This window comes from bacterium, from assembly GCA_040755755.1.
GTDB lineage: Bacteria > SZUA-182 > SZUA-182 > DTGQ01 > DTGQ01 > DTGQ01.
The window spans coordinates 1-21,942 of record JBFLZW010000022.1; the positions used below are offsets into that span (position 1 = coordinate 1).

The 21,942-nt window shown below is 52.4% G+C and carries 17 protein-coding genes; 7 read left to right on the forward strand and 10 right to left on the reverse strand.

Features of this window, described 5'->3' with window-relative positions; translation table 11 throughout:
* Positions 1-205: 205 nt before the first annotated feature.
* From AB1611_07400 to kdsB, 3 genes are all read left to right on the forward strand, one after another.
* Positions 206-1,561, forward strand: a complete 1,356-nt coding sequence (locus tag AB1611_07400; protein MEW6379417.1) for a DUF333 domain-containing protein — start codon at positions 206-208, stop codon at positions 1,559-1,561.
* A 255-nt stretch (positions 1,562-1,816) separates the two neighbouring features.
* Positions 1,817-2,884 (forward strand): deoxyguanosinetriphosphate triphosphohydrolase, encoded by a 1,068-nt coding sequence (locus AB1611_07405; GenBank protein ID MEW6379418.1) that lies wholly within the window; start codon positions 1,817-1,819, stop codon positions 2,882-2,884.
* A gap of 56 nt (positions 2,885-2,940) precedes the next feature.
* The gene (kdsB, locus tag AB1611_07410) at positions 2,941-3,693 is read left to right on the forward strand and encodes a 3-deoxy-manno-octulosonate cytidylyltransferase (protein MEW6379419.1); all 753 of its coding nucleotides are present in this window, start codon (positions 2,941-2,943) and stop codon (positions 3,691-3,693) included.
* A gap of 97 nt (positions 3,694-3,790) precedes the next feature.
* Here the strand turns inward: kdsB and AB1611_07415 are convergent, their stop codons facing one another.
* The 4 genes from AB1611_07415 to AB1611_07430 form a co-directional block, all read right to left on the reverse strand.
* Entirely contained in the window at positions 3,791-5,203 is a 1,413-nt protein-coding gene (locus AB1611_07415; protein MEW6379420.1) for an ABC transporter ATP-binding protein, read from the reverse strand.
* A gap of 4 nt (positions 5,204-5,207) precedes the next feature.
* Positions 5,208-6,356 (reverse strand): iron ABC transporter permease, encoded by a 1,149-nt coding sequence (locus tag AB1611_07420; GenBank protein MEW6379421.1) that lies wholly within the window; start codon positions 6,354-6,356, stop codon positions 5,208-5,210.
* Positions 6,357-6,519: 163 nt separating this feature from the next.
* Positions 6,520-7,224, reverse strand: coding sequence for a S8 family serine peptidase (locus AB1611_07425; GenBank protein MEW6379422.1), 705 nt, complete (start codon positions 7,222-7,224; stop codon positions 6,520-6,522).
* A complete protein-coding gene (locus tag AB1611_07430) occupies positions 7,157-7,486 on the reverse strand; it encodes a protease inhibitor I9 family protein (GenBank protein ID MEW6379423.1) in 330 nt (109 codons plus the stop codon). Before AB1611_07430 ends, AB1611_07425 begins: the two co-directional genes overlap by 68 nt.
* Before the next feature lie 180 nt (positions 7,487-7,666).
* On the opposite strand from AB1611_07430, the gene AB1611_07435 reads away from it, so the two are divergent.
* Complete coding sequence (locus AB1611_07435; GenBank protein ID MEW6379424.1) at positions 7,667-10,651, forward strand: PAS domain S-box protein; 2,985 nt, start codon at positions 7,667-7,669, stop codon at positions 10,649-10,651.
* 541 nt (positions 10,652-11,192) lie between these two features.
* Here AB1611_07435 and AB1611_07440 read toward each other — a convergent pair.
* From AB1611_07440 to AB1611_07460, 5 genes are all read right to left on the reverse strand, one after another.
* On the reverse strand, positions 11,193-12,800 hold the full coding sequence (locus AB1611_07440; protein ID MEW6379425.1) for a D-aminoacylase: 1,608 nt from the start codon (positions 12,798-12,800) through the stop codon (positions 11,193-11,195).
* Between the two features lie 19 nt (positions 12,801-12,819).
* On the reverse strand, positions 12,820-15,171 hold the full coding sequence (locus tag AB1611_07445; protein ID MEW6379426.1) for a tetratricopeptide repeat protein: 2,352 nt from the start codon (positions 15,169-15,171) through the stop codon (positions 12,820-12,822).
* A 58-nt stretch (positions 15,172-15,229) separates the two neighbouring features.
* The gene (gene nagA / locus AB1611_07450) at positions 15,230-16,444 is read right to left on the reverse strand and encodes an N-acetylglucosamine-6-phosphate deacetylase (protein MEW6379427.1); all 1,215 of its coding nucleotides are present in this window, start codon (positions 16,442-16,444) and stop codon (positions 15,230-15,232) included.
* Between the two features lie 9 nt (positions 16,445-16,453).
* Positions 16,454-16,936 (reverse strand): adenosine-specific kinase, encoded by a 483-nt coding sequence (locus AB1611_07455; protein MEW6379428.1) that lies wholly within the window; start codon positions 16,934-16,936, stop codon positions 16,454-16,456.
* A gap of 175 nt (positions 16,937-17,111) precedes the next feature.
* Positions 17,112-18,692 carry an ATP-binding protein gene (locus AB1611_07460; GenBank protein ID MEW6379429.1) on the reverse strand — a complete coding sequence of 527 codons (1,581 nt, stop codon included), beginning with the start codon at positions 18,690-18,692 and terminating at the stop codon, positions 17,112-17,114.
* 232 nt (positions 18,693-18,924) lie between these two features.
* Here AB1611_07460 and AB1611_07465 point away from each other — a divergent pair, with 232 nt between their 5' ends.
* A complete protein-coding gene (locus AB1611_07465) occupies positions 18,925-19,158 on the forward strand; it encodes a hypothetical protein (protein MEW6379430.1) in 234 nt (77 codons plus the stop codon).
* A 20-nt stretch (positions 19,159-19,178) separates the two neighbouring features.
* Here AB1611_07465 and AB1611_07470 read toward each other — a convergent pair whose 3' ends face one another.
* Positions 19,179-19,898 (reverse strand): Crp/Fnr family transcriptional regulator, encoded by a 720-nt coding sequence (locus AB1611_07470; GenBank protein ID MEW6379431.1) that lies wholly within the window; start codon positions 19,896-19,898, stop codon positions 19,179-19,181.
* A gap of 252 nt (positions 19,899-20,150) precedes the next feature.
* Between AB1611_07470 and AB1611_07475 the strand changes: the two genes are divergently transcribed.
* A complete protein-coding gene (locus AB1611_07475; GenBank protein ID MEW6379432.1) occupies positions 20,151-21,089 on the forward strand; it encodes a bifunctional riboflavin kinase/FAD synthetase in 939 nt (312 codons plus the stop codon).
* Positions 21,089-21,856: an isoprenyl transferase gene (locus AB1611_07480; GenBank protein MEW6379433.1), complete on the forward strand. Its 768-nt coding sequence runs from the start codon at positions 21,089-21,091 to the stop codon at positions 21,854-21,856. Before AB1611_07475 ends, AB1611_07480 begins: the two co-directional genes overlap by 1 nt.
* The last annotated feature ends 86 nt before the right edge of the window (positions 21,857-21,942 follow it).

The following is a 21,942-nucleotide window of genomic DNA, read 5'->3' on the forward strand; positions in this document are numbered from 1 at the left end:
TGTGATTTGAGTCTCTTTCAACTTGGCTTACGATTACTCGATCACCTCTTGGATTATGAATTACCTATCCCGGTACTATTTTATTATGCATTTGAGGCACGATTATGAAAATGTGTCCGGTAGTGAGTTAATTATAAAGTGTAATTATAAAACACGGACATAATGCAGTATCTTATAATTAAACCCAGTAATGAGGGGGATAACCATGAAACAGGAAAGAGTAAGACCATCAGCATTCAGAGTATCAAGTATCGGTTGGATTTTTGCTCTGGCAGCCCTGCTGGCAGTATCAGCAGTCTTTATCCCGCAGGCAGAGACAGAAACACTCCTGCCCGCAACCTCCCAATGCCCTGAGGATGATTCGGGAGCCCTGGATATCGGAGGAGTCAAGGCGATACCAGGGAGGAAAGTGCGGGTGCCGGTAAAAATCCAGGGTGCACCCAATAAAGTATCCGCCTTCGGCTTCGAGGTTACTTACCCTGCACAGCGCTTTGAATTCCTTGGCTTTGAACCGGGAGAGCTGGCTGCATCGTTCATTCCGTTCGATGTTACGCAAATTATTCCGGGCAGGTTGAGGGCCGCGGGAGTCTCCACGGGAGGCGGCATTCCTCAAGGGGCGGGCGGTTGTCTGGTCTGGCTGAACTTTCAGGTAAAAGAGAGCCAGACTCGGGAGAGTCAGGCTCAGGACAGCCAGGAAAACGGCCCGAAAAATCCCGGTCAGGGAATAGCCGGCATTGCGAATCCTGCCTCGGTCTATTGCCTGAAAAATGGAGGGAAGCTGGAAATACGGCAGGATGCAGAAGGCGGCCAGTATGGGGTTTGCATCTTCAGCGATGGAAAAGAATGCGAGGAGTGGGCCTATTTCAAAGGGGAATGCAAACCGGAACAGAAAAGCGAGTGTTATTCCCTGCACCTTGAGAATCTCAAGGATGACCTGGCACATTTTTCCTCAAGCCAGGGATGCCTTTGCCTCTCGGATTGTCAGGGAGGAGATCTTAACAATGATGGGGATGTTACTCCGCAGGACGCTCTGATTGCCTTTCGCTGCTATCTCAAAGCAGGCCCCTGTTCTGAATGCGCTGATGTAGATAATAATGGCAGCGTTACTCCAGCGGATGCGCTCTGCATTTTTAAAACCTACCTGGGACTTCCCTCCTGCCTGGACCAGCAGGCGGGACAGCCAGCCCCTGCACCTCTGGGGATGGAGGGAGAATGGAAAAGTCAAAACCCGGATATCGGCGGAGGGAAAATGGTCGTTGACCGGCAAAAGCAGACCGTGGAGATGCTTGACTCACCTCAAGCTCAAGGACTGGGATTACTGGTAAACTTCCAGTATACCCCGACCGGAGGCTCAGGCCCTATCTCCTTTCAGGCCAAGTTTCCTGCCGGAAGCATAGTCGCCAATTTTATTGGCACAGCAAACAACAGTCTCTGCCCGCTGGGGGTCTGGTGCATCTGGGCAGGACAGTTCCTCGTGGATGGCAGCTATAGCCTCAAGAATAACCTGGGCCAGCTCCTGGATGAAGGGACATTCAATCTCAAATACCCTGCTGTTCCCTGATGCCCGATCGCTCGCTCCCTCTCCCCGAAGGGCAATGTCATTAACGTTAATGACATTGCCCCTGATGGGGGATGCTGGGTGGGGGTGATGGTTATTATTACCTTCCTCATCGATAATAAGGGAAATTGGGAACATCTGACAAACATCTCTCCTGTTGGACAAGCATTGCTGCCTATGGTATAATTTGCTTCCAATAAGCTGGAAAATTCAAATCCAGCCCTAAATTGGACAATAAACAAAAGCCCCCGAAAACTCATGGCTACCTTAGAGCCCGCAAAGTCGATGACTATCCGCAAGATGCTGGAGGAGCAGGAGGAGAAAATACTCTCTCCAAAAGCCGCTTTCAGCTCGCTCAGCCGGGGCCGGGTGCATCCGGAGCAGGAATGCCCCATCCGGCCAAGTTTCCAGCGGGACAGAGACCGCATCATTCACTGCAAGAGTTTTCGCCGGCTGAAGGACAAGACCCAGGTCTTTCTTTCTCCATCGGGTGATCACTACCGCACCCGGCTGACCCACACCCTTGAGGTTTCACAAATTGCCAGGACCATCGCCAAAGCGCTCTCTCTCAATGAGACTCTGACTGAAGCCATTTCCATGGGCCATGACCTGGGCCATACGCCATTTGGTCATGCCGGAGAGGAAGCTCTCAATGAAATTCACCCCGGCGGGTTCAAACATGCGGAGCAGAGCCTGCGGGTGGCTGATGTTCTGGAGAAGAACGGGAGGGGGCTCAACCTCACGATCGAGGTCCGCGACGGCATTCAGCGCCACTCAAAAGGAAGGGCTGGTCTGTTGCCGACCCCGCACGACAAATCACTCACCCTTGAAGGAGATGTGGTCCGGGTAGCGGATACCATTGCCTATGTGAATCATGATGTTGACGACGGAATGAGGGCTGGAATCATCCACCTGGAGCATTTGCCCAGAGATTGCCAGACGATACTTGGCACCACCACCGTCGGACGGATCAACACCATGGTCATCGATGTCATTCAGACCACTCTCGAACATGACCTGGAGCGCATTTCCATGAGTGATGCCGTTTTATCAGCCACTCTCGACCTGCGGGAATACCTCTATCGGAAGGTGTATTACAATTCCAAAACCGACAGCGAATTTACCAAGGCCTCAAAAATCATTAAAGAGCTCTATGAGTATTACCTTGAACATCCAGACCTTTTGCCCGACCATTTTAACCGGCAGTGCTCTTCGGGAGAGGATGTCCATCAGGCGGTGTGTGATTACATTGCCGGGATGACCGACCGGTTCGCCCTGCGGTTGTACCAGGAAATATTCTTCCCCAAGCCGTGGCTGGTATTGTGAAAGTGGTCAGTGATCAGTGGTCAGTGGCCAGTAAAAAGCTAGTGAGGAGTAATTTTATGCGCATTGCAGCTATCATTCCTGCACGGTATCAGTCCAGTCGGTTTCCGGGCAAACCGCTGGCCCCGATTCTGGGCAAGCCGATGATTCAATATGTTTATGAGCGGTCCAGCGCAGCCAGCCTGATTGACGAAATCTGGGTGGCTACCGATGATCAGAGAATCTACGAGCGGGTCAGGTCTTTTGGGGGGCAGGTGATGCTTACTTCCCCGGATCACGAGTCGGGCACGGAAAGGGTCGCTGAGGCAGCACAAAGGATCGATGCCGATGTCGTGATCAATGTTCAGGGGGATGAGCCGCTGATCCGTCCCGAAGCGATCGACCTCCTGGCACGGGCTATGGCTGAAGACCAGCAAGCCCCTATGGCTACCCTCAAGCGGAAAATTCAGCGGGAACCGGACGCCGATAATCCTAACTGTGTCAAGGTGGTAACCGACAGACAGGGGTTTGCCCTCTACTTTTCCCGGTCTCCCATCCCTTGTATCCGGGACAGGTATGCGCCCCATGATACGCAGGCCGCCTTTTTTACCTACCAGCATGTCGGGATTTATGCATATCGGAAAGACTTCCTGCTCCAGATTCCCCTCCTTCCCCCTTCGATCCTGGAGCAGGCTGAAAAGCTGGAGCAGCTTCGAGTTCTGGAAAGTGGCTATCGGATCAAGGTAATTGAGACCGATTATGAATCATACGGAGTGGATATGCCGGAAGATATATCCAGAATCGAAGAACTGCTGTGCAGGGGTTCATTATGATTTTTGCTCATAATATACATAATATTAGAATATTAGACATCACACCGTTATTAAAAGAGAAGTCGGGAGTCAGGAGTCAGGAGTCAGGAGTCAGGAGTCAGAAGAAGGTAAAAAAACTTCGTAACTGCCTCATCCGCCGGGCAAGAAAGGGCCACAGTTCGGTCATATCTTCCAATACCTGTCCGCCTTCCCGGATGATTCGCTGATACCAGGCAAGACCCTCTCCATTTTCTGTAAAGTCAAACTGCTGGCCTTCTTTCTGGCCATGCCCGATCCCCCCCTGCCGCAGGACTACTACCTGCTTGCCCATTCTGATGGCCTGTACGACCGATTTCAGATTATACACATTCCCGTGGCCGATCATGATCGGCGCGAGCAGGACGAAGTCAGCGGATGAGATGGCTATCATGTTCTGGTGGAATGCCTGTTCGGAAATGGGGGAGAAGGGTTTTTCCTCCACTACGGCAATGCCAAGATGCCGGGCTGTTACCTCGTCCGAGTCTCCGGTATTCAGGACCCCGGCGCTTACCTTGAATCCCTCCTGGACCAGCCGCCGCATGATTTCGCTGCCGCTCCCTCCGCCGCACACCACATGGATCTGGCATTGAAAGGAGCGCTTTGGATCGATAAGCCGGGAGGGGAAAAAGACCCGGGGTTTTCGGGTCAGGGGGTCAAGACGGCAATCCACTCTGGCCTGGTAAACCTGTCTGATATTTTCTCCGGTAATGACGGTAGCGGGAGGCCCTTGAGCAAAGAGCCTGCCTTTTTGGAGGAGGATCAGCCGCTGGCAATACTCCGCGGCCAGGTTCAGATCATGGAGTACGGCCAGTATGGTAATGCCCCGCTCTTCGTTGAGAGAGCGCAGCAGGTCAAACACCTGCAATTGATAGTTGATGTCAAGGTGCGAGGTAGCCTCATCGAGAAGCAGAAGCTGAGGCTGCTGGGTCAATGCGCGGGCTATCAGCACTCTCTGAAGCTCCCCTCCGCTCAACTGCCGGATCTTGCGAAGGCGAAAATCGATGGTATTGGTCAGGGCCATGGATTGCTCGGCGATTTTCCGATCGAGCCTGCTTTCCACCAATTGCCAGCGCCGAAGATAGGGAGTGCGGCCAAGGAGCACGAATTCCTCGACCGTAAAATCACTGCTGGCTCCGGTCTGAAGCTGGGAAACCACGGCCAGCCTCCGGGCCAGTTGCCGGGGGGAAAGATGCCGGACATTTTCTCCCGAAAGCCGCACCTCCCCCCGTGCGGGGGCCAGTGCTCCGCTGATTACCCGAAGCAGGGTGCTTTTCCCTGAGCCATTCGGGCCGATGAGCCCGACAAATTCTCCTGTCTGGATCTGGAAATCGATCCCTTGAAGGACCGGCTCTTTCCGGGATTGCGGGTATCCGGCCTCAAGGTGCCTGACCAGAATCATCGGCTGATCAGCCGGGAGGCGATCTGCCGGGGACTCTTCCGGCTTGGGACAGCCTGACGCCTGCCCTTGTTTGCCGCTTCTTTTCTGTTCCATGCTCTTAGCCCAGGATGATATTCTTCTTATAAAGAAAATAGATGAACAGGCTTCCACCGGCAAGACCGGTGATCACCCCTACCGGCAGCTCGACCGGCGCAATGAGGGTGCGGGCCAGAGTGTCGGCCAGGATAAGGAATATCCCGCCGGATAAAAAGGAGGATATGATCAGCAGCCGGTGATCGCTGCCTGACAGCATGCGCATAAGGTGGGGCACGATCAGGCCCACAAATCCGATCATGCCGGAAATCGAGACCGCAAGAGCGGTCAGCAGGGTTCCCAGGAGAAAAAGCCATTTTTTGACCCGGTGAACGCTGACCCCAAGATGCAGGGCTTCTTCCTCGCCCAGGACCAGCGTGTTCAGTTCGCGGTAAAAGAGGAAGGAAACTCCAACCAGAAGGAGGATGCTGAAGCTGATCAGGATGACCAGCCTCGAGTTATTCTCCTCCAGAGAGCCCATAGTCCAGAACAGCAGGCTGTGAAGCTCTTGCAGGCTTTGTGACAGGGCCATGAGCAGCATAATGGCCGAGGAGGAGATAAAGCTGATCATCACCCCGGCCAGCAGCATGGTGTTGGTTTGCAGCAGGCTTTTTTTTACCGAAATGCCATAGACTATTGCCAGGGTCACAAGAGCGCCGAAAAACCCGGCCAGGGGCAGAAGACTGATTCCCCGGAAGAACTGCCAGCCCCTCACCACAAAAAGACAAACCCCCAGGGCGGCACCGCCTGAAATTCCCAGGGTGTAGGGCTCAACCAGGGGATTGTGGAACATTCCCTGAAAGATGACTCCCGCCACCGACAAGGCCCCGCCAACGGACAGGCCAAGCACCAGCCGGGGAAGGCGGATCCGGAAAATGATGGTGGAGGTGACTCCTTCTGTCCCACCCGAAAGAAGCCATGCCCGGAAAGCCTTGAGCAGGGCAGGGAAGGGGATGTGAGTCGAACCCAGGGAGAGAGAAAAAAAGCCTGCCACAACCAGCAGAACCAGCAGCCCGGTAATCCAGAACAGGTACCGGGTGAGATTGAAGGTAGCGGCGGAGACATCTGAGGGGGGAGGAGAAGGGGAGACTGCGTTCATCGAAGGGCTCTTTGAAAAATGGTAATAGTCATAAAAATAATCCCCGTAGTAGATAAACTCAATACATAATTTCACCTTTTGAGAACACTGTTTTAGTAATCCTACATTTTTTACTGGATATTTGCAAGGATATTTCTCAGATCACACCCTGCCGATAGGCGGGATTAGAAAATCCCGCCTATCGGCTTTGACGTTTCACTCCCAGCCATGCACAATGGTTGGAGAATAAAGGACAGGATCAAGGGTTTTCGGCATTTACCAAACCCTCTTGTTGTGAATCCGGGTCTTGAGTATCTAACGGTCCCCAAAGGGTCTGTGGCTCAGCCGAATCGATCGATGCCTGACGAATGGCCGCAACCCCCTGAGAATCACTGGCTCTCCCATACCTGGCGATATACAGGGCTGCGCTTCCGGCTCCATGTGGAGAGGCCATACTTGTTCCACTCCCTATAGCATATCCCCCGTTTTTATAGGTGGAGAGGATATTAACCCCCGGAGCTGCAAAATCTATAGCTGCACCAGGAGACAGGACCGGATTACCCTCCACTACCGAGTTACTGAAATTGCTAAAGACAGCCAGGGTGTCGTCGGGTCCGTAGGTGGTTGGAGCACCTGATCCGCCTTCTTGTCCATCAGAGTCGGCCAAAGCGGAAACAGCGGCCACCTCGGGAAATGCAGCCGGGATATAGTCATCGTCGGTCTGAAATATTGCATCATCGCCGTAAACATCCTTGCCGGAATTGCCAGCCGCTACCACGAAGACTACTCCTTGATTTACCCATGTAATGATGGCATCCCTCTCGGCCTGAGAATATCCAACACTGCCAAGGCTCATATTTGCCACTTCGATATAACCTGCATTCCCGGCAACATAATCAATACCAGCAAGGACCCAGGAAAGAAGGCCGCTTGATTCCGGTAGGTATGGTCTGTCCAAATGCATAAACCATACTGTCCGGTTCTATATACTTAACCGTGGGGTCACTCTTGAGGTCGGCCAGAGCATGCTCAGGAATGGTAGCCGCGTATCCCTTAAGGGCATGCTGGTAAATGTGCTCCAATGCCAGTCCATGCCCGGCCGCCATTTCTTCGGCCATGCCTGAAGGATTCGGGATATTATCCTCTAAGACAACAATGTATCTGCCAGCGGCCTTATCTGAATCCGCCAGGGCATAAGGGGCGGATGAGAGAGTGGATATTGCCATTGAAAGAAAAGATAACAATCCTACCACTAATTTGTAGATAGTCAAATTTCAAGTGTTATAAATCAGGATTCTTCACTTCATGCGAAATGATAAAGAATTACTCCTATCTGTAATTACTGCTATCCATAAGCTTATATTGAGGTGTATAATAAGCTTATGAATATATTTATATCCAAAAGTATGCCAAACAGTACGAGGCAACTGCACATGAGAGATGAATGCAAGGAAAAAGAGCAGCTGGAGAGGCTTGAGTGGCTGCTGAAGCAAAGTATCGAGCCAAAATTCAATGAAAAAGAATCCTGGCAGCAGCCTTATGGGAACCTGAGCGAACTCAATACCTGCCGTCTCCTGCTTGACGCTGTGGGAGAAGACGTCCTGTGGGACAATGTCAGAGACTTTCTGGACCTGCTCGATACCTCGGCGGCAGTATATGAAAAAAATGGAGATTATGCTCTTGGCATATTTGCTTCAGGGTGGTGTCGCCTGCTCGACAATGCCTCCCGGAATCTGTGCGGTACGGACGATAACCGGAAGGCATTGGCAAGCGGCAAGTGGCACTGCCATGAATCGTGCTGGAGGGAAGCCTCCAGGGTCTCCATAGAAACAGGCCAGCCGGTCGATATCGAATGCCGGGGGGGTATCCATCTGTATGCTGTTCCCATACGGGCTGAGGGGGAGATAATCGGCTCCATCAATTTTGGATACGGAGACCCGCCGAAAGATTCTCAAAAGTTACAGGAAATTGCCCAACGGTATAATCTCAGCATGGATGTACTCACCGAAGAGGCCAATAAGTATGAGCATCGTCCTCCTTTTATCATTGAGATTGCCAAGAGACGTTTGCAGGCGGCAGCGCGATTGCTTGGCTCAAGAGTAGAGCGCAAGCGGGCGGAGGAGGCGATCGGTCTTGCCTATGCGGAGCTCGATCAGATATTCAACACTGCTGCCGATGGGATGTGCGTAATCAGCAGGGAAGGTATTATTCTCCGAATCAACAGCACCTTATGCACTATGCTGGGTATCAGTAAGGATGAAGCCATAGGGAAAAGGTGCACGGAGGTATTACGGGATTCTCTGTGTGGAAGTCCATTTTGTCCGTTGGCCCATTTTATCAATGGGGAGCAGCCTTTCGAGTGCGACATGGAGCTGCATGCCAGAGGAGGCAGGAAAATTCCCTGCATTTTAACTGTAACTCTCTTGAAGGCTCCTGACGGTACCATGAGAGGCATTGTTGAGAATTTTAAGGATATCACCGGGCGAAAAGAGGCGGAAGAGACTTTACGGAAATCGGGGGAAAAGTACCGGACCCTGGTTGAAAACAGCCATGATATGATCTTTGTCGTTGATTTTGAGGGAAATTTCCTGTTCACCAATACGGCATGTGAGACAATTCTAGGGTATTCAGGGAAGGAATTAAGCCGGATAAACGGCTTTGCGTTAATGCACCCTGATGACGTGGAAATTACCCGGGAGCGGCTTAAAAAATTAATGAGTGAAGGCAATATCCAGAGTAACGTGGAATATCGATATAGAACAAAAAGCGGCTCATACATCAATATCCTGACCAATGCCGCGCCAATATTTAATGCTGAAGGAAAGGCGGTTGCCTGTTTGGGTATTGGCCGGGATATCACCGAGCTCAAGCGGATGAATGAGGCGCTGCTCAAGGCTGAGCAGAGATACCATGTCCTGGTGGATAACGCCAGCGATGCGATATTACTGACCGATACTCAAGGGAATCTGCTGGATGCGAATAAGAAAGCGGAAGAGCTTCTGGGATATGGGAAAGAAGAGCTGCTGCGGATGAACATAACTCAGATTCATCCGAGAGGAGAAATTGAAAAAATACATTCCTCCTTTGGTAATGTTCTTGCGGAAGGATCGGGATATCTCAATGACAGTTTTGTTCTGACGAAAGATGGCCGAACGGTTCCCGTAGATATAAATGGCAGTGTTGTTGAATATGGAGGCCAGAAGATAGTCCTGGGAATTATTCGGGACATGACGGAACACAAAAAACTGGAAGAAGAAACGCAAAAAATGCAGAAGCTTGAATCCCTCGGCATTCTGGCTGGCGGAATTGCTCATGATTTTAATAACCTGCTGGCCGCTATCATTGGAAACCTCTCTCTTCTGGAGACATCCCCCCTCGGTGAAGGAGATATGGCCGAAGAAATAGAGTTGGCAAAAGCAGCTTCCTGGCAGGCGCGGGGCTTGACACAGCAGCTCCTTACTTTTGCCAAGGGAGGGGCACCCGTTAAGAAAATTGTCTCCATTGCCGGGTTGTTGGCCAATACGGTCAACTTTTCCTTAAGCGGCTCGAAAGTAAAAGGTGAGTTATCCCTGCCGGAAGACCTCTGGCGGGTAGAAGCTGATGAGGGGCAGATTACCCAGGTAATAAACAATATGCTTATTAATGCCTCACAGGCTATGCCGCACGGCGGGACAGTCAGGATAACTGCTGAAAATATGCTCCTGGAAACAGATGGTGATAATAATTTGCCCTTAAAGCGGGGCAGATATGTGAGGGTGTCTATTCAAGACCAGGGGGTCGGGATACCGGGAGAATATCTTCATAAGATCTTCGATCCATATTTTTCCACCAAACAGGATGGAAGCGGACTGGGTTTAGCCATCAGTTATTCTATTATCAAAAAACATAACGGCCACATCAGGGTAGAATCTCAGCCCGGCAAGGGAACCACATTTCATATTTATCTTCCCGCTCTTGAGAAAGAAATCTTTGCCGTAAAAAAGGTTGTCGAGGTAAAGCTTCACCCTGGTAAAGAGAAAATCCTGGTCATGGATGATCGGCAATCGGTGAGGCATATGCTTGAAGATATGCTGATCGATCTTGGATACGAAGTTGAATCAGCCGGAGAGGGGAGTGAGGCTGTCAGCCTCTATAAGAGAGCCAGAGAATCGGGAAAGGGCTTTGACGCTGTCATCCTGGATTTGACCGTACCGGGAGGCATGGGAGGAAAAGAGACCATCGAGGAGCTTCGTGAAATAGACCCTGAAGTCAAGGCGATTGTCTCAAGCGGCTATTCAACCGATCCGATCCTATCGGATTACCAGTGCTACGGCTTCCGGGGAGCCATCGCCAAGCCATTTGAAATCAAAGCACTCAGCCAGGTAGTGGGTGAAGTGCTGGGTAAAGCATAGCCGGAGACAACTACTCAGGCACAAAGGGGCAAAGGCACAGAGGCACAAAGTTACCTTTGGGCTATTTGATGCTCAACTGCCCGATTACAGTGCTCAAAGAGATTAAGCTTTTTAAAGGGTTAGGGGTCCAGGACAGGGTCCCTCGTGGCATGGTCAGGATGCCCATGCCACTCTTTCTCTCTCTTCGTGTTCTTCGTGTCCCCCTTCTTGTCTTATGTATCATATCTTCTTTTCCCCTTTGTGCCTCTGTGCCTGAGTATCCTATAAACGGCTTAGAACTGAACTTTTCCAGAGGAGTCAGGAGTCAGGAGTCAGAATTCAGAATTCAGAAGGAGGTATGGACCATCTTAAGTAAGGAGTTCTTTTACCTTACTTCTGGCTTCTGGCTCCTGACTTCTGAACTTCTGGCTCCTGGCTTCTGACTTCTGACTCCTGAGCAAAAAGTTCAATATTCACCCGTTCGCAGTATAGTTACCATTTTTCAAGATTTACTGTGACTGTCGAATGATTGCCGCTTCACTTGGCAATGGGCTCGATAAGCTTACCTGCGCCGCAGCACCCTGCCCTGCCCCGGAAGGATGGAACCGTCCTCCTCAAGGCATATCCGGCCATTGATCATGACCAGCCGGATGCCGGTAGGGTAGCGGAACGGGTCCTGGTAGGTGGCTTGGTCGGCAATGCATGCAGGATCAAACAGTACGAGGTCTGCGGTCATTCCTTCTCTGATCAGGCCGCGATCCGGGATGCCGAGCTTTTGGCAGGGGAGGGCGGTCATTTTGCGCACCGCCTCTTCCAGGGTGAGGATGTGTTTTTCACGCCAGAACTCTCCGATCACCCGGCTGAAGGTGCCAAAGGCGCGCGGGTGGGGCTTGCCGATGCGCAAAGGTCCCGTGGCAGCTCTCGAGCTGCTGTCCGAGCCGATCATGGCCAGGGGATGCTGAAGGATTCTGGCCAGATTGTGCTCGCTCATGGCGAACTGGATAATTTCGACCTGGGTCCGCTCATCCCGCAGAAGGTCAAGAGCGGCCTCAGCCCAGGATACCTTTTGATAATCTGCAATCTGGGCAAGATTGAGTCCTTCCCGGTCTTTATGAGCCTCCCCGGCCACCAGGGAAATGAATATCGAGGCCCCGTAATCCTCTTCCGGATGCCTGGTCAGGAGCTGCTGAATCAGCTCGCGCCGGACCGAAGGGTCCGAAAGCCGCTGCACAATGGCTTCACTCCCTCCGCTTTGGGCCCAATCGGGCAGCAGGGACTGAAGGCTGGTCTGGACAGCCAGGTAGGGATAGCGGTCAAAGGTGACATCGACGCCCTGCTGCCTGACCGATTCGATCAATGCCAGGGCGTGGTCCAGTTTTCCCCAGTTCTCGCGGCCAAAGGTCTTGAGGTGAGAGATTTGCAGCGATACCCTGGATTCTCTGGCTATGATCAGGATCTCATAGAGGGCTTCCAGAAGGCCATCCCCCTCGTTTCGGATGTGGGTGGTCAGGATGCCTCCTGCCTGGCTGACCCTGCTGGCCAGTCCGATCAGTTCCTCTTTTTTGGCAAAGCAGGCCGGAGCGTAGAACAGGCCGCTCGATAAGCCGAAAGCGCCGCAGGCCAAAGCCTCATCCACCCACGCTTCCATGCGGGCCATCTGGCCGGATGAGGGCATTTGGTCGCCAAACCCCATGCATGAGGCCCGGAGGGTATTATGGCCGATGAGGAAAACATAATTGAGGGAGGGTGCAGAGGCCTCGACCATGGTGAGGTATTCGGGGAAAGAATGCCAGGTGAGGGCAAGGCCGTAGAGTCCCTCGTATTCCGGTTTTCTTTCCTCAAGCAGCGGTGAATACATGGGCGCAGCCGAATAGCCGCAGTTTCCCACCACTTCGGTGGTGACTCCCTGCCGGAGCTTGCTCTCGGCCCGGTGATCGATGAGAAGGGTATAGTCCGAGTGGCCGTGCATGTCCACAAACCCGGGTGAAAGGACCATACCCCGGGCATCGATAACCCTGCGGGCAGTCTCTTCGGGCTGTGTGGCAGGTTCTCCTCCCCTGCCGGTCCAGGCTATCCGCTCGCCAATAACGCCAACATCTCCCGTATAGGCTGCCTGGCCTGTGCCGTCAACAATTTGAGCATTTCGTATCAGGATATCGTACTTCGTCATACCGTACATAGTCAGCAGGCTACCCCTCCCCGCCCTGATTCAGCCCGGTTGGCCCGCTGGTCCCCCTGGCCTGACTGTCCTGTCTGTTGACCTGCTTGGGTGCTGCCGGGGAAGTAGGAGAACTGGCGGATTTGCCGCTATACAGCCGCATATAGCAGCCATAATTCTTCAGCACCTTTTTGACATAGTTTCGGGTCTCCTTGTAGGAGAGCATTTCCACGAATTCATCGAGGTTGACAGTATTGTATTGATTGCGCCACCGCTTCAGGGTCTCTTCTCCGGCGTTGTACGATATGAGGGTGTACACCAGATTGCCATCAAACCGCTGGAGCAGGTCAGCCAGGTACCAGCAGCCAAAGGCGATGTTGACATCCGGCTCGTAGAGCTGTTCTACCTCGAAATTCTGGCCTCCGAAGGCATTGATCCGGCTGGCGATCATCCTGGCCGTACTGGGGATGATCTGCATCAGCCCATAGGCGCGGGCGCTGGACAGGCTCAGGGGATCGAACATGCTCTCCTGCCGCATGAGAGCGCACACGATCAGGGGATCAAGGCCATACCTGCCTGCATGCCGTTCGATGGAGTCCCAGTAGATGAGGGGGTAGAGCAATTCCAGCACATCCGCATAGCTTTCCGACCTGCCTTGCCGGGCAAGTGACTGCTGGCAGCGGGAGCCTGCCAGGACCGCCTCACGGTTCATGCCCGCCCTCCGGGCCAGTTTACTCAGGTTATACCAGTAGCCGGGATCGGATTCCTGCGCCTCGACCAGGATCCCGATCTCTCCGGATGCCTCTTCCTTCAGCCCGTATTCCAGAAGCTTCCGGGCCCGGACCAGGTGAAAGCGGACATCCTCCGAATAGCTGACCCCGGTGATTTCAACCTGGCCGGGAAAAGAGTCCAGGAGGGCAGGGGCGTTCCATTTTTCGACCCGCTGCTGTGCCCACCAGGTATAATAAGAATAGTAGCCGTCATTGGCAATGGTCTGGTAGAGCGAGAGGGCTGCCGGTGAGTCCTGGCTCTTTTCCGCCGCCCTGGCCTGCCAGTATAAAAGCTGATGTTTGTCCTGATGCTCTTCGACCTTGGTCAAACCATCTTTGAAGCGCTGCCGGGCTTCCTGATATTTCCCCTGCTGATAGTAGCCCCAGCCGATTCTCCAGAGGGACTCAGGGTAATAGCTGCTCTTGGGGAAATTCCGGACCAGGCTTTCGAAGCTGGCAATGGCCTTCGGGTAATTCCGGTTCTGCTCATGAATCCGCCCAATCATGTACCACGCCTTGTCCGCCGCGCCTGCCCTGCGGGGAAAATCTTTTACCACTTTCTCGTAGGCGTCAATAGCCTCTGCGTCCCGGTCCTGGTTCCAGAGGGTGTTTCCGATGAGCAGCAAAGCTTCTGCAGCGTCATCGGAGCCGGGATAGAGCCGGACCATGCGGCGCAGGGTTTCCAGGGCCTGATCCTTGTTCCCCAATTTAGTATGGCAACTGGCCTCCTGAAAGAGAAGATGCGCCCGGCAACCAGGGGAAAGCGATGGCTGCTTTCGAAACTCTGCGATCCGGCGCAGGGCTTCTTCATAGCAGCGCCCCCTGATCTGTGCCTGGATCATTTCCATCCGGTCCTCTTCGGAAAAGGTCAGGGGGGGAAGGTGATACTCTTTCTCCAGTTCCTGGTTGCACATGATGCTCAGACGGGCATACTCGCCGCCGGGAAACTGGACCAGGATTTTCTTCAGGATGTCCCTCGTCTCGGTCCACTTTTTTTCATCGATCAGGGAGAGGGCTGTCTGGAAGAGGATATACTCCTTTTTGTCAGGTACAAGGTCCAGACTTTTCTGATAATAAACCCGTGCTTTATCATATTGCCGGAGAAAAAAATAGATGTCAGCCACTTTCAGCGTGGCCTTGGGCGTAAACCTGCTCTGCGGGTATTGGGCAAGGAGCTTCTCGAAGGTGGCGATTGCCTGCTCACGGTCGCCAAGCTCTTCCAGGGACCTGGCCAGATAGTAGAGAACATAGTCCATCAGTTCGGGATTTTCAGAGCGCGCTGCTTCGAGGTATCGCCTGGCCGGTGAATAGCTTCCCCGGTGAAACTCCCTGACGCCCTGGCTGAAGTTATTGTTTACCGGAGGAGAATCTTTCAGTGAATCATCCTTGTAAGCGGACCTGTTCTGAGCTGATGCGGACCGGGATCGGCCGGGTCGGCTCGATCGGCCGCTTTTTTCAGTTTTCGATGACTTCTTCCCGCTGTGCCGGTCACTTTGCCTGCTGCGCTGGGCAGACCAGGAGTCGTGGTGGCAGAGCAGAGTCGTCATCAGTCCGATCATCAGGATAAGAAGTAAGGCCGGGAATGTTTTTCTATCGATTAGCTTTTTGATCACTGCTGCTCTCGTGGAAATTTTCCCCTGAATACACACCACCCATTAAATCTGCGGCCAGTCAGGCTCGACCAAGAGATCGCCCTCCAAGCACTCTCCCGTTTGCCATCACCATTTCGATCCGCACCTGTTCATCCATGACCACAAGGTCTGCGTCTCCTCCCGGAGCCAGGATACCTTTTCGGCTCTCGATCCCCAAAAGAACTGCCGGATTCCAGGTGGCCAGCCGGATTGCCTGGGTCAGGGTGCAGCCGGTGGCCGCCTGAAAGATGCGGATAGCATCATCCATCGTTATAATGCTGCCAGCGAGTTGATCCGAATCGATGGTCAGCACCCTGTCTTCTTCCAGCCGGACCTGCCTGTCCCACAGCGGGTAAGTACCCGGCGGAAGCCCTGCAACCGGGCTTGCATCGGTAATGAGGATTACCCCCTCCTCTCCCTTTTGCCGCCAGAGCAGCCGTAAAGCAGCAGGATGAACATGCAGGCCATCGGCGATAATATCGGCTGATATTCCCCTGATATCCAAAGCCGCGCCCACAGCACCCGGCTCGCGCTGATGCAGACCGCGAAGGGCATTGAAGGTGTGGGTAACATGCCGGAGCCCTTCCCTGACTGCCTGCCTGACCTCAAGATAGGTGGCATTGGAGTGGCCGAGCGAGACGACCACCTTTCGCTCATCCAGCCATCGGATAACCTCCATCGAGTTAAGCAATTCCGGTGCCAGAGTCATCATTTTCACTGTTCCGGCAGAACAGGCGAGGAATGATTCAACCTTTTCGACAGAGGGAGTACCCAAATACTGCTCATTGTGTACTCCCCGGTAAGCAGCATTCAGGAACGGCCCTTCCAGATGAATGCCCAGAAAGGAGGAAGAATATTCCGTGTTCATCCAGGCTTTTGGCAGTTGCTCCAGGACTGTGCGCAATTTTTGGTCAGGCAGGGAGATGATCGCAGGCAAAAAGGCAGTAGTCCCGTGGGCCAGATGAAAAGCGACGATTTTCCTGATTGCCTCCGGGGTTGCCTCGGCAAAGTCGCAGCCTCTGGCTCCGTGAAGATGAACATCAATGAAGCCGGGGCAGATGATTTTCCCCCTTACATCGAAAACTGTCGCCCCTTCGGAGAGAGTGATTTCTTCCGTCCGGCCAATCTTCTGGATTGTTCGATCATTGATCAGGATTGTGCCGTTTTCGATCTCTTCAAGGGGAGTGATGATTCTACCGTGGATGAGGGCAATCATGGTCTCTTGAGCAAAAAAAGAAGCGGGCAGAGCCCGCATGCGCAGGGGTCATAATTTATATGACAGCTTCCGTAAAAGTCCGTGTCTGGCCTGCCGGTCTTTTTCCTGCTCGACCCCCTTGGGCTGATAGCCGTCAATGACTCCCATCACCCCCCGGCCCTGAGCGGTCCTGGCAATCACCACTTCGACAGGATTGGCCGTAGCGCAAAAGATCGAGCATACCTCAGGGCATGCCTTGATGGCATTCAGCACATTGATCGGATAGGCGTCTTTGAGAAAGATCAGGAATACGTGACCAGCGGCAATTTTTTGCAGATTGGCGCAGGCAGCCTCCTGCAAGCTCTGATCATTCCCTTCGAACCGGATCAGGCAGTCCGCTGATGCTTCGGTAAAGGCCAGACCGAATTTGGCCTGCGGGCAGGTGGTGCGGATAATTTCATATAAATCCTCGACGGTCTTGATAAAGTGGGTCTGACCCAGGATACAATTGCTTCCTTCCGGAATGGATACGGTAATTGTTTCAAATTCCATAAGATTTCCCCTGTAAGCTAATATTTTTATGAGTATAATATATTTACTTCGCTCTTATGGGAAAGACGACACGGCGGTGTTGCATTTCTCCCGCACAGACGCTGAGACGCAGAGGATATCATTTTCGGTCATTCTCTGCGCCTCTGCGTCTCTGCGGGAGATCATTCTTCTATCTTTACATTCCCCAGATGGCAATACTTTTGTTTTGGTATTTCTCTTTCCGCCTGAATATCTTTTCCTCCCACTTTTTCCCTTCACTCCGGTCAAAGATCACCAGATGGCCTTGATCCGCAGTACATCGGTCCATGTATTCCATTATCTGTTTAAGTCCTTGCTCGATAGTATTATCGAGCGATTTATGGAGTATCTTAAGCTCGATCACCACCTTTTGGATACCACCTGTGTAAGGCCAGATAATAAGGAGATCGGTCCGCATCCTGCCAAGGCCGTATTCCCTCTCGATGCGGCCTCCGCCATTGATGATCCTCTGGAGAAAGGCTTGCAGCAGTAATTGAGGCCCTGCCTCTTTGTACTGAAACCGTTCTACCCAGTGCTCCGAATGTTCACGGAAAAATTCCTGAAATGAGCCAAGAAGCTTGTCCATATCGAGTCGCCTGTCATCCGGACTGATATACCACGAAGGCTGCTCCGAGATGGTGACCTGGGTGCTGTAGGTCAGCTCTCTGGGAATCACCTCCTGATAGAGCCGGTTTGCTATGCGCAATTGCCCGTCAACTCTCACCAACCCCAAGTCTATCACATACGACAGGTCTTCCACGGGAATCTGCTCCGGTTCTTTAAGCCCCTCCAATATTGGCTCAATCACCCGCCGGACCCGCGCTTCTTGCAGTTTGTCAGCCAACTGGTCGATGTGGGTGTCCCTTCTCAGAATGATATTTTCTTTGGCCTGTTGAATCATCTCGGCTGTAATTGGCTTACTTCGGTCAAGTCCCTCCTTTATTTTAAAGCAAACCTCATAGCCCAGGGCATTGAGCAGCCAGGGCTGACCCTGGGTCAAGTCCCAAGCCATGTCCAGGGCCTCTTGAGTAAATTCCTGTCCCGTATCTTCCGTGTGCTCTCTATAAAGAGCTATTACCTCGTCCCTGGAAAAGTTACCAAGACGAAGAGATTCCGCTTTTACATTAAAAGCACTTCCTCCGGTAATAATCGCTTTATCCCTGGCAGAATGTATCCGGTAGTCTCTTACATCCCTGACGCCGCACAGTATGATGCTTTGAGGAAACAGGCCGGGACGCATATCATAACCTGCCCGTAATTGGCGTAACACGGAAATCAATGTATCGCCCACAAGCGAATCAATTTCATCGATCAAAAGGATCAAAGGAAGTGGGCTCTCTTTGGCCCACAGGGAGAGCAAGGTATTGAACGCACCATATTCCCCGCTTGTTTCCAGCACCTGCTGCCAACAAGATTCGGGAAAACCATCGCGAAGAAAATGGAAGGCCCTCGAAGACAGAGCGGACAGTATGGCCCTCATGCCTTGCCGCACATCCTCTCTGGCAGCCTGAGCCGACTCCACATTGATGTAAAGGCACCGATAGCTGCCGGTAGCGTTGAGATAATCCATCAGGGCGAGAAGACAGGATGTTTTCCCTGTCTGCCTCGGGGCATGCAAGACAAAATATTTTTTCTGGGCAATCAGGGAGAGTATTTCAGTGAGGTCAAGCCTGCCAAGTGGAGGCAAACAATAATGCTCCTCGCACCTTACCGGCCCGGCCGTATTGAAAAAACGCATCTTTCTTCGTACCTCTCTCAGTCAGCCATCCAGTCATCTTGTGTATGGTTAAAAGATCACACGAGGCTACTCTTTCATTCTATTCGACAAACTTGAGAAATGTCAACGAGAATATCAGATGTCAGATGTGAAGAATCACCTTTACAATCAGGAGTAAAAGTAGTATCTTCAAGGAAAGACAAGATAATACAGACTGACCAATCATGGTTTCACTCGAGGGAAGATAGCAACAATGACCACGCAAAAAGAAAAGGAATTACTGCAGAAGGAAATAGACAGCCTTAATGAGGAGATCAGGGCTCTGGGTTATAAGCTCGGCGGGCTGCTGAACGTGGATTGCTCTTTTGGTTCCTGCACCTTTGATCCTGAAGCAGACAGCATCCAGGAGAAACTGCAGGAGGTCCAGGAGAAGAGAGCCCTGCTGGAGCGGCTCAGGGAAAATATCGATTCCTGCCTGACAACATAGCCCACGATGATTATCCTACATCAGAGCCGCCTTATTCCCTCGGCCAGCTCTTCCATACCCAGGCGGTTTTTGATGATAATCCGGTTGCCGTCCGATTGAATCAAGCCCTGTTTCACCATTTTAGCCAGAATGCGGGACAGGGTTTCAGGGATCGTGCCCAGCAGGCAGGCCAGTTGCCGTTTGGTGATATCCAGGGCAAGATCGTTGGCCGCTTCGTTCCGCTCGCTCAGATACAAGAGATACGCGGCCAGCCGTGCAGGGACTTCCTTGAGGGAGAGGCTGTCGATCAAGGCAGTGAGCTTGCGAAGCCGTTGGGAAAGGACAGCCAGCATATTCATGGCCAGGGAAGGGTTTTTCCTGATGAGATCGACAAAGGCCGGACGGGGAAAGAACAGGATCCGGCTTTCCTCGATAGCCTCGGCATGTGCCGGGAAACGTTGACCTGCAAAGACCGCCACCTCCCCGAAAGGCTCTCCGGCTTCAGCGATATGGATGATCTGCTCTTTGCCCTCGGCTGAGAGCTTGAAAATTTTGACCCTGCCTGAAATAACAAGGTAGAATCCCGCCCCTTCCTCATTTTCGGAAAAGATCGTTTGCCCTCGTCGGATGATCTGGTCTACGGCAATATTGGATAATGCCTCGTACTGGTCCCTGGTCAGGCCCTCAAAAAGTGGAATAGCTGAAATATTTTTCATTGAGCTCATCGATGACTGCTCCTCTTCTGTACTGCTTTTCTTCATCTTTTTCTCCACAGTATAAAATCCGAGGCCGATGATCAAGAAAAAAATTCTCAAATCCTCATCTGCCCGTTAATTACTGGCCATTGGAGGGGAGAGGAGGCGAAAAATCCCCAGGAGCAGGGTTGACAATTAGGTACCTATAAAATATAATTTTATGTTTACCGCTCATAAGGAGTAATATGCCTGCGCCTTGAGAAAATGGGGCGGATTGGATATTTCGGTACCAAGAAAGAAGCAGAGAGAAACCTGAACATGAGAATCATTCGAGGATTAAAATGCCTGGACCCGAATGTCCGGAATGTGGTACTCACGCTGGGCAATTTTGACGGATTGCATCTGGGGCATCAGAAGATCCTTCAGACAGTGATCGATCGGGCGAGAAAATCAGGGGCATACAGCATGGTTTTTACCTTTGAGCCGCACCCGTTGAAAATTCTTGCTCCTGACCGATGTCCTCCGCTTCTGACTACCTTCCACGAGAAGATGAAACTGTTTCAGAAGATGGACCTCGATATTGTTCTCTTTGCCCGGTTTACCGAAGAATTCGCCAGTCAGCATGCGGAGGAGTTTATTCAGCATATCCTCTGGGATAAATTGCAGGTCAAGGAGATCTATATAGGCTATAATCATACGTTTGGCCGGGGCGGCAGGGGGACCATCGCCATGCTCGAGGAATTCTCCCGCCAGTATCCCTTTCGGGTGCAGGTGGTGGATGAAGTGGTCATTCAGGGGGAAAACGTCAGCAGCACGGCCATTCGGAATTACATCCGGGAGGGTAACCTGGAGAAGGCGAATCTCCTGCTGGGCAGGCCCTACACCTTGACCGGCAAGGTCGTACCGGGGTGTGGCCGGGGAAGAAAGCTCGGATTTCCCACAGCCAACATTGCTCCGGGCATCAAGCTGATTCCCAGATCCGGAGTCTATCTGGCCAGGGTCCCGATACACGGGAAGATTTATAACGGATTGGCCAATATCGGCTTCAAGCCTACCTTTCAGGATTCTCCGCCGGGAGTGGAGGTCTATATTTTTGATCTCCAGGCTGACCTCTACAATCAATACCTGGAGATTGAGCTGATCAAGCGCATCCGCGACGAGATATCTTTTCCCAATGTCGGATCGTTGGTTCAGCAAATCGAGCGGGATGTCAGGGATGCTCATCAAATTTTCAAGGATGAAGAGAAACAGTCATAATGCCATCGAGAGAAATCCAGCCCCAGACAGAAGAGGAACTCAAGCAGGCCATTGATCCGGCAAGGCTTCCCAGGCATGTGGCTGTTATCATGGATGGAAATGGCCGGTGGGCGAAAAGCCGCTTTTTAAGCCGGGTGGAAGGACACCGGCAGGGTATCAATTCGGTCAGGGACATTGTCGAAATCGCAGCCGAGATCAAGATTCCGGTGCTCACCCTCTATGCCTTTTCGGTCGAGAACTGGTTTCGTCCCAAAGACGAGGTCAGTACCCTGATGAAGCTGCTGGTTGAATACCTCCGGAAAGAGCTGGACAGGATGCTGAAGAACGATATCCGGTTAATATCCATCGGCGATGAGGCCGGACTGCCGCTCCATGTCCAGGAGGAGCTGCGCTATACGATTCAGCGCACGGCGCGCAACGAGGGGATGATTCTCAATCTGGCCCTGAATTACAGCGGCCATCAGGAAATCATCATGGCCACCAAAAAGATCGCCCGCGATCTGCAAGCGGGGAATATCCGGGAGGAAGACCTGGACGAGAAACTGTTTTCCCGATATTTATTTACCCGCGGGCTGCCGGATCCCGACCTCCTGATCAGGACCAGCGGTGAGATGCGGTTGAGCAATTTCCTGCTCTGGCAACTGGCCTATGCGGAATTCTGGATTACTCCAACCCTGTGGCCCGATTTTCGCCGAAATGAATTTTTGCAGGCCATTATCAGCTATCAGGGCCGCGAGCGAAGATTTGGCCGGGTCAAGGAGGAGTGAGGTAAAGCCAGGAGTCAGGAGTCAGAAGTCAGGAGTCAGAAGAGAGTGGTCAGTGGTCAGTGATCAGTGGCCAGTGGTCAGAAAAA